This window comes from Bradyrhizobium sp. USDA 4473, from assembly GCF_054063335.1.
The window spans coordinates 3,991,278-4,006,268 of record NZ_JBSSGE010000001.1 but is presented as its reverse complement, the minus strand read 5'-3'; the positions used below and the strand labels follow the sequence as shown (position 1 = coordinate 4,006,268).

The 14,991-nt window shown below is 65.3% G+C and carries 7 protein-coding genes and 1 pseudogene; 7 read left to right on the top strand and 1 reads right to left on the bottom strand.

Features of this window, described 5'->3' with window-relative positions; translation table 11 throughout:
- Positions 1–162: 162 nt before the first annotated feature.
- The 6 genes and pseudogenes from ACVW17_RS18580 to treY all read left to right on the top strand — a co-directional run bounded on the left by ACVW17_RS18580 (position 163) and on the right by treY (position 14,185).
- On the top strand, positions 163–2,112 hold the full coding sequence (locus ACVW17_RS18580) for an alpha-1,4-glucan--maltose-1-phosphate maltosyltransferase (protein ID WP_456753219.1): 1,950 nt from the start codon (positions 163–165) through the stop codon (positions 2,110–2,112).
- 10 nt (positions 2,113–2,122) lie between these two features.
- Positions 2,123–5,428, top strand: a complete 3,306-nt coding sequence (treS, locus tag ACVW17_RS18575; protein ID WP_456753218.1) for a maltose alpha-D-glucosyltransferase — start codon at positions 2,123–2,125, stop codon at positions 5,426–5,428.
- Positions 5,425–7,572: a 1,4-alpha-glucan branching protein GlgB gene (gene glgB, locus ACVW17_RS18570; protein ID WP_456753217.1), complete on the top strand. Its 2,148-nt coding sequence runs from the start codon at positions 5,425–5,427 to the stop codon at positions 7,570–7,572. Before treS ends, glgB begins: the two co-directional genes overlap by 4 nt.
- 3 nt (positions 7,573–7,575) lie before the next feature.
- Positions 7,576–9,648, top strand: coding sequence for a glycogen debranching protein GlgX (gene glgX, locus ACVW17_RS18565; protein WP_456753216.1), 2,073 nt, complete (start codon positions 7,576–7,578; stop codon positions 9,646–9,648).
- Positions 9,645–11,396: a malto-oligosyltrehalose trehalohydrolase gene (treZ, locus tag ACVW17_RS18560; protein WP_456753215.1), complete on the top strand. Its 1,752-nt coding sequence runs from the start codon at positions 9,645–9,647 to the stop codon at positions 11,394–11,396. The genes glgX and treZ overlap by 4 nt, the downstream gene beginning before the upstream one ends.
- A gap of 4 nt (positions 11,397–11,400) precedes the next feature.
- Positions 11,401–14,185 (top strand): annotated as a pseudogene (gene treY, locus ACVW17_RS18555) (malto-oligosyltrehalose synthase).
- A 9-nt stretch (positions 14,186–14,194) separates the two neighbouring features.
- Here treY and ACVW17_RS18550 read toward each other — a convergent pair.
- Positions 14,195–14,503, bottom strand: coding sequence for a polyhydroxyalkanoic acid system family protein (locus ACVW17_RS18550; protein ID WP_456753213.1), 309 nt, complete (start codon positions 14,501–14,503; stop codon positions 14,195–14,197).
- Positions 14,504–14,669: 166 nt separating this feature from the next.
- Between ACVW17_RS18550 and ACVW17_RS18545 the strand changes: the two genes are divergently transcribed.
- Complete coding sequence (locus ACVW17_RS18545; RefSeq protein WP_082190472.1) at positions 14,670–14,834, top strand: DUF3309 family protein; 165 nt, start codon at positions 14,670–14,672, stop codon at positions 14,832–14,834.
- The last annotated feature ends 157 nt before the right edge of the window (positions 14,835–14,991 follow it).

Genomic DNA, 14,991 nt, shown 5'->3' with positions numbered 1-14,991 from the left:
AAATTGTATAGATACGGGAAAGGGATAGTTGATGTTCAACGCTCTACCCTATCAAGCGTTCCCACCGGGAACCAATGCCCGGCGAGCGGCTTTCTATATGGGTCTGGCGCGCCTCCTTCCCGGCGTCGGGACGTCATTTGCTTATTCAATGGCGGCATCACCGTGAACAAAACTCTCCGGCCTGTCGAGAGTGCCCATGGCACTTTTCATATCACCGATGTCTACCCGTCGGTCGACGGCGGCCGCTTTCCGGTCAAGCGCATCGCAGGCGAACCTGTCGAGGTGTGGGCCGACATCTACCGTGACGGACATGACGTGATTTCAGCGGCATTGGTGTGGCGGCACGACGGCGACAACGCGTGGCAGGTCGCGCCGATGTCGCAGCATAGCGACGACCGCTGGGGCGGTGCCTTCGTGCCCGACCGGCCCGGCCGCTACACCTACGCGATCGAGGCCTGGACCGACGACTTCGCCAGCTGGCGGCATCGCTTCGAGCAGAAGCAGCGCGACGGCGGCGACCACACGCTGGACGCGGTCGAAGGCGCGGGGATGCTGACCCGGGCGCAGGCCGGGGGACCCGCCGCAGCCGCCGTGATCATCCGGCAGTGTGAAATCTATCTGCAGAGCGGCGAACCGGGCGCGCTGCTGGCACCGGAATTGCGCGAGGCGATGGCCGGCAGCCAGTTCCGGCGCGATTTGATGCGCTCGCCGCTCTATCCCCTCACCGCCGACCGGCCGCGGGCGCGCAGCGGGGCGTGGTACCAGATGTTTCCGCGCAGCCAGGGCAAGCGACCGGGCGTGCATGCGACCTTCAGCGATTGCATCGCGCGGCTGCCCGACATTGCCGCGATGGGGTTTGACGTCGTGCTGCTGGCGCCGATCCACCCGATCGGGCGGACGCATCGCAAGGGCCGCAACAATGCCGCGATCGCGCAGGCCGGCGATCCCGGCAGCCCCTACGCGATCGGCTCGGCCGAGGGCGGCCACGACGGGGTGCATCCGGAGCTCGGCACGCTCGACGATTTCCGCGCTTTCGTTGCGGCCTGCCAGTCGCACGGCCTCGAGGTCGCGCTCGATTTCGCCGTGCAATGCTCGCCCGATCACCCCTGGCTGACCGAGCATCCCCAGTGGTTCAAGCGGCGACCGGACGGATCGGTGCGTACGGCCGAACATCCGCCCCAGCGCTGGGACGATGTCGTCAATCCGGATTTCAGCTGCGACGATGCCGCCGCGCTGTGGCGCGCGCTGCGCGATGTGGTGCTGTTCTGGGTCGAGCAGGGCGTCAAGATTTTCCGGGTCGACAATCCGCACACCAAGCCGCTGGCATTCTGGGAATGGCTGATCCGCGAGGTGCAGGACCGCGACGCGGATGTACTGTTCCTTGCGGAAACCTTCGCGCGGCCGAAACTGATGAAGGGCCTGGCCAAGCTCGGCTTCACACAATCCTACAGCTACTTCACCTGGCGCACCCAGCGCATCGAGCTCGAACAGTATCTCGGCGAGTTGATCTCCTATCCCGAGCGTGACTTCTTTCGGCCGAATTTCTTCGTCAACACACCTGATATCCTGCCCTTCCATTTGCAAAGCGGCGAATCCTGGATGTTCAAGTCGCGTCTCGCGCTGGCCGCGACGCTGTCAAGCAGCTACGGCATTTACAGCGGTTTCGAGCTGCGCGAGCACACGCCGGTCCCCGGTCGCGAGGAATATCTCAACTCGGAGAAGTATGAGATCAGGGTGCGCGACTGGGACGAGCCAGGGAACATCAAGCCTTACATTGCGGCGCTCAACCGGATCAGGCGCGGCAATCCGGCCCTGCAACAATTCGCCAATCTGCGCTTTATCAACGTCGATGACGGCGGCGTGATCGGCTTCGTCAAGGAGGCGGTCGATCAGGGCAATGTGATCGCGACTGCGATTGCCTTGTCGGCCGAGCCGCGTGAGGTCTGGCTTCCGCTCGGCGACGTCATGGTCGGCCAAGGGGACGCCCGCCGCCCCGTCACGGAACTGGAAGACCTTGTCACCGGCGAGCGTCATGCGCTCGAATGGGGAGGCATCCGCCTGCGTCTCGATCCTGCGCGCGATCCCGCGTTGCTGCTGCGCTGTGTCGCCTGAAGGAGCCCTCATGAACGTTTTCTCCTCCGTCAACACCGAGGTGAAGATCGCGACCGAGACCGCGGACCAGCTCTGGTACAAGGACGCGATCATCTACCAGCTGCACGTCAAGGCGTTCGCGGACAGCAACAATGACGGTATCGGCGACTTCGCGGGGCTGACGGAGAAGCTCGGCTATTTGCAGGAGCTCGGCGTCACGGCGCTGTGGCTGTTGCCGTTCTATCCCTCGCCCGGCCGCGATGACGGCTACGACATCGGCGACTATGGCGACATCAATCCCGATTTCGGGACCATGAAGGACTTCAAGCGCTTCATCCAGGAGGCCAAGAAGCGCGGCCTGCGCGTCATCACCGAGCTCGTGGTCAACCACACCTCGGACCAGCACGCCTGGTTCAAGCGCGCGCGCCGCAGCCCGCCGAATTCCAGCGCGCGCAGCTGGTATGTCTGGAGCGACACCGACCAGAAGTACCTCGATACGCGGATCATCTTCACCGATACGGAAAAGTCGAACTGGACCTGGGATCCGGAGGCCGGCCAGTTCTACTGGCACCGCTTCTTCTCACACCAGCCGGACCTGAACTTCGACAATCCGCGCGTGGTGCGCGCCATCGTGCAGGTGATGAAGCGCTGGCTCGACACCGGCGTCGACGGCTTCCGGCTCGACGCCATCCCCTATCTGTGCGAGCGCGACGGCACCAACAACGAGAACCTGCCGGAGACGCATGCCATCATCAAGCGGCTGCGCCAGGAGCTCGACGCCTATGCCAAGGGCAAGATCCTGCTGGCCGAAGCCAATCAATGGCCGGAGGACGTGCAGGAATATTTCGGCCATGGCGACGAATGCCACATGGCCTATCATTTCCCGTTGATGCCCCGCATCTACATGGCGATCGCCCAGGAAGACCGCTTCCCGATCACCGACATCCTCAGGCAGACGCCGGACATCCCGTCGGCGTGCCAATGGGCGCTGTTCCTGCGCAATCACGACGAGCTGACGCTCGAAATGGTCACCGATGTCGAGCGCGACTATCTGTGGTCGACCTATGCCAACGACCCGCGCGCCCGCATCAATGTCGGCATCCGCCGCCGGCTTGCGCCGCTGATGGACAACGACCGCCGCAAGATCGAGCTGATGAACTCGCTGCTGCTGTCGTTCCCCGGCACGCCGATCATCTATTACGGTGACGAGATCGGCATGGGCGACAACATCTATCTCGGCGACCGCAACGGCGTGCGCACGCCGATGCAATGGTCGCCGGACCGCAATGGCGGCTTCTCGCGCGCCGACCCGGCGCGGCTCTACGCGCCGATGATCATGGACCCGGTCTACGGCTACGAGTCGGTCAATGTCGAGGCGCAGTCGCGCAGCCTGTCCTCGCTGCTGTCGGCGACCAAGCGGCTCATCGCGGTGCGCAAGTCGACGCTGGCGTTCGGGCGCGGCACCATGACCTTCATCCGTCCCGAGAACCGCTCGGTGCTGGCCTATGTCAGGCAGTACCAGGGCGAGGTGATCCTGTGCGTCGCCAATCTGTCGCGCTCGGCGCAGGCGACCGAGCTCGATCTCTCCGCCTTCAAGGACCGCATTCCGCTCGAGATGCTCGGGCGCACGCGCTTCCCGGCGATCGGCGAGCTGCCCTACATGATCACGCTCGCGCCCTACGGCTTCTACTGGTTCGAGTTGCAGGAACGCGACAAGTCCGAGCCGGTGACGCCGCGCGCGGTACCGGAATTCGAGACGCTGGTGGTGCCGCTCAACTCGACCTGGACCTCGCTGGCGCGGGAGCGCGGCGTGTTCGAACACGACGTGCTGCCCGGCCATCTCGCTCGTACTCGCTGGTATCCCGAGCATTCCGCCAAGGCGATCCAGCCGACGTTGGTTTCGGCGATCCCGTTCTGCGATGTCGGCGACAACCGGCCCTGGCTGATCTTCTTCGAGACCACGCAGCGCGGCACCACCAGCCGCTACGTACTGCCGATGCAGATCGAGTGGGTTCGCTTCGACCGCGAGCGCTACAATCCGCGCGCGTTCGCCGCCGTGCGCCAGGGCGCGCGCGAAGGCACGCTGCTCGACGTCGCCACCGACCAGATCTTCACCGGCCTGTTCCTGCGGAACTTGCGGGAAAACCTCACGGTCGACGAAGGCGAGCAGGGCCTGAAGCTCGAATTCCGGCCGACCAGCCGGTTCTCCGATCGGCCGGTGCGGCAGCCGGAGCGGATTCGCGTGTTCGAGAACGATCAGCCGCATTCGACCGCGCTGGTCGACAATGAATACGTCACCAAGATCTACCGCAAGCTCGAAGTCGGCATCAATCCGGAGATCGAGATGGGCCGCTTCCTCACCGAAGTGGTCGCATTTCCGAATACGCCGGCTTTGCTCGGCACCTCCGAATTGGTCGAAGGCGACAAGCGCAGCGCCGTCGCCGTGCTGCATGCGATGGTGGTCAACCAGGGCGACCTCTGGAACGTCGCGGCCTCGCATCTCGACCGCCTCATCGAGCGACAGCGCCTGCTGGCGGCGAGCGAACATCCGGAGGAGAACGGCGATCAGGCCACCTGGCTGCGCCACATGGCGCATGCGGGAAAGCGCCTCGCCGAGCTGCACATCGCGCTCGCCAGCAATCGCGACCTGCCCGACTTCGCGCCCGAGCCGACCAAGCCCGAGGATCTGCAGCGCTGGACCGATGAGATCATGGCACGCGCCGAGCGCGTGTTCGACACGCTGAAGCAGCGCCGCAGCTCGCTGAAGGAGGCAGACCGGCTGCTGGCCGATCAATTGCAGGCCCAGCACGACACGCTGCCGGAGCGGCTCAAGGCGCTGCTGCCGCGCGAGACCGACGGGCTCAACATCCGTCACCACGGCGACCTGCATCTCGGCCAGCTGCTGGTGGTCAAGGACGACGTTTTCATCATCGATTTCGACGGCGGGCCGGGCCGCACCATCGCCGAGCGGCGCCGCAAGGCACCACCCGCACGCGACGTCGCCGGCCTGATCCGTTCGATCGACTATGCGGCGACGGCGGCACTGGAACGGGCCCTCAAGGTCTCCCCCGACGAGAGCGGCAGGCTGAGTCTCGCTCTGGCCGAATGGCGCGACCAGGCGGCCGACGCCTTCCTGGCCGCCTATCGCGAGACCATGGCCGGCCAACGCCTGTGGCCCGCCGACGCCAAGGCGGCCGACCGCCTGCTCAACTTTTTCCTGCTTGAGAAAGCCTTCTACGAGATCGAGTATGAACTGGCCAACCGGCCGGATTGGCTGCGGGTGCCGCTGACCGGCCTGTTAAGGATTCTGGCGCAACAGCCGCATGAGGGTGCATGAACAAACTGCCCGCCGAGGCCTATGCCATCATCGAGGGCCGTCACTCCGATCCCTTTCACTATCTCGGCCTCCATGCCGAGGGGGATCGCAATGTCGTGCGCGCCTTCCTGCCTGATGCCACCAATGTCGAGGCGATCGGCGAGCATGGCGAGACGGCACCGCTGGCCCAGATCCATGATGCCGGCCTGTTCGCGGGCCCCCTGCCGAACGGCTCGACCCGCTACCAACTCCGCGCCCGCTTCGGTGACAACGTCGTCGAGCTGGAGGACGCCTACCGCTTTCCGCCGATCCTGAGCGATTTCGATCTCTATCTGCTCGGCGAAGGTACCCATCAGCGCGTCTACGACACGCTCGGCGCACATCCGATGACGCTCGACGGCGTCGACGGCATCGGCTTCGTGGTGCTGGCGCCGAATGCGCGGCGGGTCAGCGTGGTCGGCGACTTCAATTTCTGGGATGGCCGGCGTCACCCGATGCGGGTGCGCGGTCCCGGCTACTGGGAGCTGTTCATTCCGCGCGCCCGCGTCGGCGATCACTACAAGTTCGAGATCATCGGACGCAACGGCCAGCATCTGCCCCTGAAGTCCGATCCTCTCGCGTTCGCCGCCGAGGTGCGGCCGAAGACCGCGTCGATCGTGATCGACGAGCGCAAAATCCCGCATCCGCGCCCGGCGCCCGATCGCGTCAACGCGCTGAGCTCGCCGATGTCGATTTACGAGGTGCACCTCGGCTCGTGGCGCCGCAAGGGCCGCAACGAGTGGCTGACCTATCGCGAGATGGCCGAGCAGCTGCCGGCCTATGCCAGCGACATGGGCTTTACCCATGTCGAATTCCTGCCCATCACCGAGCACCCGTTCGACGGCTCATGGGGCTACCAGCCGACCGGCATGTTCGCGCCGACCAGCCGCTTCGGCTCGCCGGACGATTTCGCCGCGCTGATCGACGCCTGCCACGGTGCCGGCCTTGCCGTGCTGCTCGACTGGGTGCCCGGGCATTTCCCCGACGACCCGCATGGTCTTGGCAATTTCGACGGCACCGCGCTGTACGAGCACGCCAATCCGCTGCAGGGCCGCCACCTCGACTGGGGCACGCTGATCTACAATTACGGGCGCACCGAGGTCACCAACTTCCTGGTGTCGAACGCACTGTTCTGGCTCGATCGCTACGGCATCGATGGGCTCCGCGTCGATGCCGTAGCCTCCATGCTCTATCTCGACTACAGTCGTCCCGCCGGCGGCTGGATTCCGAACAAGTATGGCGGCCGCGAGAACATCGAGGCGATCGACTTCCTGCGCCGCTTCAACACCGAGCTGTTTGCGCATTTCCCGCAGGCGACCACCGCTGCGGAGGAATCCACCGCATGGCCGCAGGTGTCGCGCCCGGTCGAATATGGCGGGCTCGGCTTCGGCTACAAGTGGAACATGGGCTGGATGCACGACACGCTGAAATACATCGGCAAGGATCCGATCCACCGCAAATTCCATCACGGCGATATCCTGTTCGGCCTGCACTACGCCTTCTCGGAGAACTTCATCCTGCCGCTGTCCCACGACGAGGTCGTGCACGGCAAGCGCTCGATCCTCGGCCGCATGCCGGGCGACGACTGGCAGCGCTTCGCAAACCTGCGCGTCTATTACAGCTTCATGTTCGGCCACCCCGGCAAGAAGCTGATGTTCATGGGCTGCGAGTTCGGCCAGGAACGCGAGTGGAACCACGACTACTCGATCGATTGGCATCTGCTGCAACAGCCGCGGCACAGCGGCGTCCAGAACCTGGTCCGCGATCTCAACCGGCTCTACCGCGCGCTGCCGGCGCTGCACGAGCTCGACTGCGACCAAGCCGGCTTCGAGTGGGTCACCACCGACGACGCCAACAACAATGTGTTCGCCTGGGTCCGCAAGGGCAATGATGCGCGCGCCCGCTGCCTGGTGGTCGCAAACTTCTCACCCAACGTCTATCGCAACTACCGCGTCCGCGTGCCGTTCGCCGGCAAGTGGCATGAGGTGCTCAACTCGGATTCCTCCCACTACGGCGGCAGCAATGTCGGCAATATCGGCGAGGTCCGCGCTTCGGACGGCGCCACGCCCGAGCTGACTCTCACCATTCCGCCGCTGGCCGCGATCTTCCTCGTACCGGAAAGCTGATTGATGCGACTGACCGGAGGAACGTCCGCGCGGCTCGGTGCAAGCTGGGACGGCCGAGGCACCAATTTCGCGCTGTTCTCGGCCAATGCGGAGAAGGTGGAGCTGTGCCTGTTCGACGGCCAGGGCCGCCGCGAGCTCGAGCGGATCGCGATGCCGGAGCGCACCGAGGACGTCTGGCACTGCTATCTCAACGACGTCTCGCCGGGCCAGCTCTACGGCTATCGCGTCTCGGGGCCGTATGCGCCGGAGCGCGGCCACCGCTTCAACGCCAACAAGCTGCTGCTCGATCCCTACGCCAGGCGGCTCGCCGGCCGGCTGGTGTGGAGCGACGCGCATTTCGCCTACCGCACCGGCAGCGCGCGCGAGGACCTCTCGTTCGACCGGCGCGACAACGCGCGCGGTATGCCGAAGGCGGTCGTGGTCGACGAGACCTTCAACTGGGGACGGCGTGAGATCCGGCCGCAGATTCCCTGGTCCGACACCATCATCTACGAGGCCCATGTCAAGGGCCTGACGCAGAAGCGCGAGGACGTGCCGCCGAACCTGCGCGGCACCTATGGCGGCCTGTCGTCGCCGGCGATGATCGACCACCTCAAGCGGCTCGGCGTCACGACCATCGAGTTGCTGCCGATCCACGGCCTGATCGACGACCGCGTCCTGGTCGAGAAGAAGCTTTCGAACTACTGGGGCTACAACACCATTGCCTTCTTCGCGCCGGAGGCGCGCTACGCCCAGGACAATGCGCTGGACTCGTTTCGTACAACAGTCGCGCGACTGCACGATGCCGGCATCGAGGTGCTGCTCGACGTCGTCTACAACCACACCGCCGAGGGCAACCATATGGGCCCGACGCTGTGCTTTCGCGGGATCGACAACGCCTCCTATTACTGGCTGAACCGCGAGAACCCGCGCTTCTACGACGACTTCACCGGCTGCGGCAGCTCGGTCAACCTCACCCATCCGCGCGTGTTGCAGATGGTGATGGATTCGCTGCGCTACTGGGTCGAGGTCTGCCATGTCGACGGCTTCCGCTTCGATCTCGCCACCACCCTGGCGCGCGGGCCGAACGGGTTCGAGCGCAACCATCCCTTCCTCGCCGCAATCCGTCAGGACCCGGTATTGGCAACGGTGAAGATGGTCGCCGAACCCTGGGACCTCGGCCTCGGCGGCTACCAGGTCGGCGCCTTTCCATCGCAATGGTCGGAGTGGAATGACCGCTATCGCAGCGCGATGCGACGCTACTGGAGCGGCGAAGGCAGCCTGATCGGCGACATCTCCGGCCGCATGACCGCGTCGTCGGATCTGTTTCACCACGACAATCGCGCGACCCGCGCCAGCATCAACCACATCACGGTGCATGACGGCTTCACCCTCGCCGACCTGTTCAGCTACAACGAGAAGCACAACGAGGCCAATGGCGAGGACAATCGCGATGGCTCCAACGACAATCACAGCAACAATTGCGGCCATGAAGGCCCGACCGACGATCCCGCGATCATCGCGCTGCGCCGCCAGCTCAGGAAGAACGCGCTGGCCTGTCTGCTGCTCGCCCAGGGCACGCCGCTGATCCTCGCCGGCGACGAGGTCGCCAACACGCAAGGCGGCAACAACAACGCCTATTGCCAGGACAATGAGACCGGCTGGATCGGTTGGGACAATCTCGGCACCGACGACGATGCGACCGATTTCATCGGCCACCTCACTGCGCTGCGCCAGCGCTTCGGCCAGATCCGCTGCCAGAGCTGGCTCGACGGCCGTCGCACGGACGGCAGCTATGGCGTGCTGTGGCTGACACCAGCTGCGGAGGAGATGAAGGAATCCGACTGGAAATTCCCGGAGAGCCGGTTCCTCGCCTATGTGCTCGGTCCCATGGAACAAGGACAGGCGCCGATCTTTATCGTGCTCAACGCCGCGCCGCAGGAGATCGTGTTCAGGATGCCGAGGATGGTCGAATACAACAGCTGGCAGCAGGTTTTGAACACGACCAAGACCGAGCAGACCGGCGAGCAGTTTGCATCCGGCGCCGACACCACCGCACCGCCGCGCTCGGTGCTGGCATTCGCAGGCTCCGCATGAGCACCCAGCATTTCGGCCCTGAGCTCACTCCCGATGGCACGCGCTTCCGGCTGTGGGCGCCGGCGGCAAAGCGCGTCGACCTGCTGCTAGACAAGCCGCACCCGCTGGCGCGCGACGCGGCCGGCTGGTACGTCGCCGAGATCCCGGGCGCCCGCGCCGGCTCGCGTTACAAATTCCGCATCGATGACGAGGTCGACGCGCCCGATCCCGCCTCCGCCTTCCAGCCGGACGACGTGTTCGGCCCGGGCGAAGTCATCGATCATGCCGCCTTCCAATGGCGCGCGACCGACTGGCGCGGACGTCCATGGCATGAGGGCGTCGTTCTCGAGGCCCATGTCGGCACCTTCACGCCGGAGGGCACCTACCGCGCCATGATCGACAAGCTCGATCATCTCGTCGCAACCGGCATCACCGCACTCGAACTGATGCCGCTGGCGGATTTCGCAGGCTCGCGCAACTGGGGCTATGACGGCGTGCTGTGGTACGCGCCTGACAGCGCCTACGGTCGTCCTGAAGACCTCAAGACCCTGATCGACGAGGCGCATCTGCGCGGGCTGATGGTGATGCTCGACGTGGTCTACAACCATTTCGGGCCGGAGGGGAATTACCTCGGCCGCTATGCGCCCTCTTTCTTCAGCGACGCGCACACGCCATGGGGCAGCGCGATCGACTACCGCGTGCCCGAAGTGCGGGCCTTTGCGGTCGGCAGCGTGGTGAGCTGGCTGCACGACTATCGCTTCGACGGGCTGCGGTTCGACGCGGTCAACACCATCGTCGAAGCCGGCGAAATCTCGATCCTGCATGATTTCAGCAGGGCCGCGGGCCAGCTCGCCGCCGAGACCGGTCGCCATATCAACCTCGTGCTGGAGAATGGCGACAACATTGCGAGCCTGCTCGACGCAGTCGAGGATCCGCCGGACGGCAAATTCCGTGGCCAGTGGAACGACGATTATCATCACGCCTGGCACGTGCTGCTGACCGGCGAAGAGCAAGGCTACTATGGTGACTACCGCTCAACGAAGCAGGACCTCGCACGCGCGCTGTCGTCCGGCTACATCTATCAGGGCGAAATCTCGGAGTTCTGGGGCGGCAAGGCGCGCGGCGAGCCGAGCGGCGCGCTGCCGCCGACCTGCTTCATCAACTTCCTGCAAAACCACGACCAGATCGGCAACCGGCCGCTCGGCGATCGGCTCGAAAGCATAGCAAAGCCCGAGGCGATCGAGGCGGCGCTGGCGGTCACGCTGATCGCACCCAACACGCCGATGCTGTTCATGGGCGAGGAATGGGGCGCCACGACGCCCTTCCCGTTCTTCTGCGATTTCAAGGGCGACCTCGCCAACGCCGTCCGCACCGGGCGGCGCCGCGAATTCGCCTGGGCCTACGCCAAATATGGCGACGAGATTCCCGATCCGCTGGCCGAAGCGACGGTGCGGTCGGCGGTGCTTGACTGGGCCGCGCGCGAGCACGATCCGGGCCGCGCGCGGCTTGCGCTGGTGCGTGACCTGCTCGCCGTGCGGCGGCAAGAGATCGCGCCGCGGCTGCAAGGGGCGCGTTTCGGCGACGCCATCGTGGCGGGCGACCTTCTGACGGCGCATTGGCAGATGGGGGACGGCAGCACGCTGCGGCTGACCGCCAATCTATCGGATCGCGCCATCACCGAAGCGCCGGAGCCGAAGGGAACTGCGATCTGGGGCGGCGCGTTGTCGGGCGACCTCCCCGCCTGGGCGGCACGCTGGCACATCGGATAGCACAATGCCTCCGGCGATCCCGATCGCGACCTACCGACTGCAACTCACTGCCGATTTCGACTTCGATGCCGCAGCCCAGGTGGCGCCGTATCTGAAGGCGCTCGGCATCAGCCATGTGTATGCCTCGCCGTTCATGAAGGCACGCAAAGGATCGACCCATGGCTACGACGTCGTCGACCACACCAAGTTCAATCCGGAGCTCGGCGGCGAGGAGGGCTTTGCGCGGCTCAGTGACGCGCTGAAGAAGAACGACCTCGGCCTGATCCTCGATTTCGTGCCGAACCATGTCGGCGTGCATTTCGCCGACAACCCGTGGTGGCTCGACGTGCTGGAATGGGGACCGGTGTCGCCGCACGCGGTCTCCTTCGACATCGACTGGGATCAGTTGCCCTATCGCGCGCGCGGCGGCGTGCTGCTGCCGATCCTCGGCTCGTCCTACGGCCAGGCGCTGGAGCGCGGCGAGATCGAGCTGCGCTACGATGCCGACGAAGGCAGCTTTTCAGCCTGGTATTTCGAGCACCGCCTGCCGATCGCGCCGGAGCGATATGGCGAGGTACTGCGGACCATCGTCCGCGAGGCCGGCGCCGAAGACAGTGCGGCCGGGCGCGCGCTGCTCGAGCTCGCCGCCAGGTATCGCGGGCTGCGTCACCCGAACCGCAAGGAAGCGCCGGCGCTGAAGGTGGCGATCCGGGCGATCGAGGGCGCCGCCGAGCTCATCGCGCGCGGGCTCAATGCCTATCGCGCCGGCGAGGATCGCCCCACCCAGACGCTGGCGCTGCATCATCTCCTGGAGCGTCAGCACTACAAGCTCGGCCATTGGCGGCTTGCCTCAAGCGACATCAACTATCGGCGCTTCTTCGACATCAACACGCTTGCGGGCCTCAGGGTGGAGGACGCCGCCACCTTCGAGGCGAGCCACAGCCTGGTGAAGCGATTGATTGCGGAGGACCGGCTGCAGGGCCTGCGGCTCGATCATATCGACGGCCTGCGCGATCCCGCGCAGTACTTCCAGCGGCTGCGCCGTCTGATCCGCTCGGCGCAGGGCGCCGAGGCCAGGCCGTTCTACATGGTGATCGAGAAGATCCTCGGCGAGAACGAGAAGTTGACGAAGTTTGCCGGCGTCCACGGCACCACCGGCTATGAATGGATGAACACGATCAGCCAGGTGCTGGTCGACGGCGCCGGCCTCGATCCGCTCAACGAGATCTGGCGCCAAATCAGCAACCAGTCGCCGAACCTCGTGCCGGTGCTGCGCGCCGCCAAGCGCCGCGTGCTGGAGACCTTGCTGACCAGCGAATTCACCGTGCTGGCGCGGCTCGTCGCGCGCATCGCCAGCGGACATTACTCGACCCGCGACTTCTCCGCCGACAGTCTGCGGCAGGCGCTCGAGCTCTACGTGCTGCATTTCCCGGTCTATCGCACCTATCTCACCGCCTCCGGCCCGACAGCGCATGATCGGACGCTGATCAGCGAGACCATCGAGCGCGCCCGCGCCGACTGGTTTGCCGCCGACGACGGCATCTTCGACTTCCTGCGCGATGCCCTGACCATGGACCTGCTGAAGCCCGGCCGTCCCCCGCACAGCGCGCCGCGGGTCCGGCGCTTCGCGCTGAAAGTGCAGCAGTTCACCGGGCCGATGATGGCGAAGTCGCTGGAGGACACGGCGTTCTATCGCTATCACCGCCTGCTGGCACTCAACGAGGTCGGCGGCGATCCCGCGGCGAGTGCGATCGCGCCCGAGACCTTCCACGCCATGATGCAGGCCCGCGCCCGCGACTGGCCGCACGGTATGACGTCGACCGCGACCCACGACACCAAGCGCGGCGAGGACGCCCGCGCCCGCATCATGGCGCTTGCCGAAATCCCCGGCGAATGGACCAGCGCGGTGGCGCGCTGGAAGGTGCTGAACGCACCGCATCTGGTGCTGGACGGCGAGATGCGCGCCCCCTCGGCGACGTTCGAATACATGCTATATCAGGCCCTGCTCGGCGCCTGGGATCCGGACGACCCATCGCTGGGCGCACGCATCCAGGCCTATGCGCTGAAGGCAGCGCGCGAGGGCAAGCAGGAAACCAGCTGGCTCAATCCGCACGAGCCTTACGAGGCCGGCGTGAAGACATTCATCGCGCGGATCCTCGATCGCAACATCTCACCCGAGTTTCTCGGCGCCCTCGACACGCTGGCCGGGCGCACGGCGCTGATCGGCGTGCTGAACTCGCTCAGCCAGATCACGCTGAAGGCGACCATGCCGGGCGTGCCGGATTTCTACCAGGGCACCGAAAGCTGGGATCTTTCGCTGGTCGATCCGGACAACCGCCGTCCGGGTCGACTTTGCTGCACGCGCGGACATGCTTCCAGCGCTCGATGCACCGGATTGGGATGCGCTGGCCCGGAGCTGGCGCGACGGCCGGCTGAAATTCGCGTGGACGCGGCATCTGCTGCGGCTGCGCAACGAGCTGGCCGAAATCTTCACCAGCGGCGGCTACGAGCCGTTGACGGTCAACGGCCCGCATCGCGATCATGTCATCGCCTTCGCGCGGCGCCATGGCCGCGAGGCTGCTATCGTCGCGGTGACGAAATCATTTGCGCCATTCACGCAGGACGGACGCAGCTGGCCCCGTCCTGAGGCGTTTGAAGGCGAGCTCGACCTGAGCGGATACGCGCCGCCGGGCGGGGACAGCAAGCTCCAGCTTTCGACGCTGTTCGCCAAACTGCCGGTCGCGGTGTTGAAGGCCAAGACCGCGGCAGGAACAAAGCACGCCGCAAGGCGTGCACGCGCACACAGCTAGCACCGCGGGTCAACGCTTGGTCAGCAGCAACTGCCCGCTCTTCTGGATGGCAGCCTGTGCCACTTCGGCAAAGCGTTGCAGCAGCCATGGCAGCGTAACTTCCAGGCGCACATGAGTATCCTCGACATCGACGTGTCCGGCCGCGACCTGCCCCAGTGCGCGGACACGAAAGTTCATGCGGTTATTGTCCCAGTGCTCCTCATCAACGCTCATGACAGGCACGTTCGCGGCCGCGCGCGACAGGCCCGTCTTCAAGCGGCGCATGGCCTCGTCGCGGCCGAGGCTGTGAGGGATCGAGACGATTAGCGGAGCCGACATCGCAGTGCACTCCTCCATGGATTCCGCTGATGTAGTTCTGTTCCAACCTGAACGGAAGATCACACAGGTTTATCGTTATGCCGTAAGGGGAACCTTCGTAGTTGCGAATTGTTTCCGTCCCCGAAGGGCAGAGATCAATAAGCCCACGGGGCTGAGGAGAGACTCAATGTCAATTGGAACGATCATTCTTATCATTCTGGTCATCGCACTGCTCGGTGGCTTCAGCGGCATCGGCGGCGGACCGTTCTACGGTACCGGCTATTACGGCGGCGGCGGCCTCGGCCTCGTGATCGTGATCCTGCTGATCCTGCTGCTGATGGGACGGCTGTAGCATCCCGCGACGGAGCAACTCACATAGAGATGTCATCACCCGCGAAAGCTTTCGCGGGTGATCCGGTATTTCAGAGGCAGCAGCGGCCGAACCGACAAGCCGCGGCATGCTGAATACCCCGCCTTCGCGGGGTATGACGAACTAAGCCCGCGGCACA

Bases quoted from the DNA above. Each gene is read 5' to 3' on its own strand.
- glgB (WP_456753217.1), top strand. From the start codon at position 5,425: ATGAACAAACTGCCCGCCGAGGCCTATGCCATCATCGAGGGCCGTCAC.
- treS (WP_456753218.1), top strand. From the start codon at position 2,123: ATGAACGTTTTCTCCTCCGTCAACACCGAGGTGAAGATCGCGACCGAG.
- ACVW17_RS18545 (WP_082190472.1), top strand. From the start codon at position 14,670: ATGTCAATTGGAACGATCATTCTTATCATTCTGGTCATCGCACTGCTC.
- ACVW17_RS18550 (WP_456753213.1), bottom strand. From the start codon at position 14,503: ATGTCGGCTCCGCTAATCGTCTCGATCCCTCACAGCCTCGGCCGCGAC.
- glgX (WP_456753216.1), top strand. From the start codon at position 7,576: ATGCGACTGACCGGAGGAACGTCCGCGCGGCTCGGTGCAAGCTGGGAC.
- treZ (WP_456753215.1), top strand. From the start codon at position 9,645: ATGAGCACCCAGCATTTCGGCCCTGAGCTCACTCCCGATGGCACGCGC.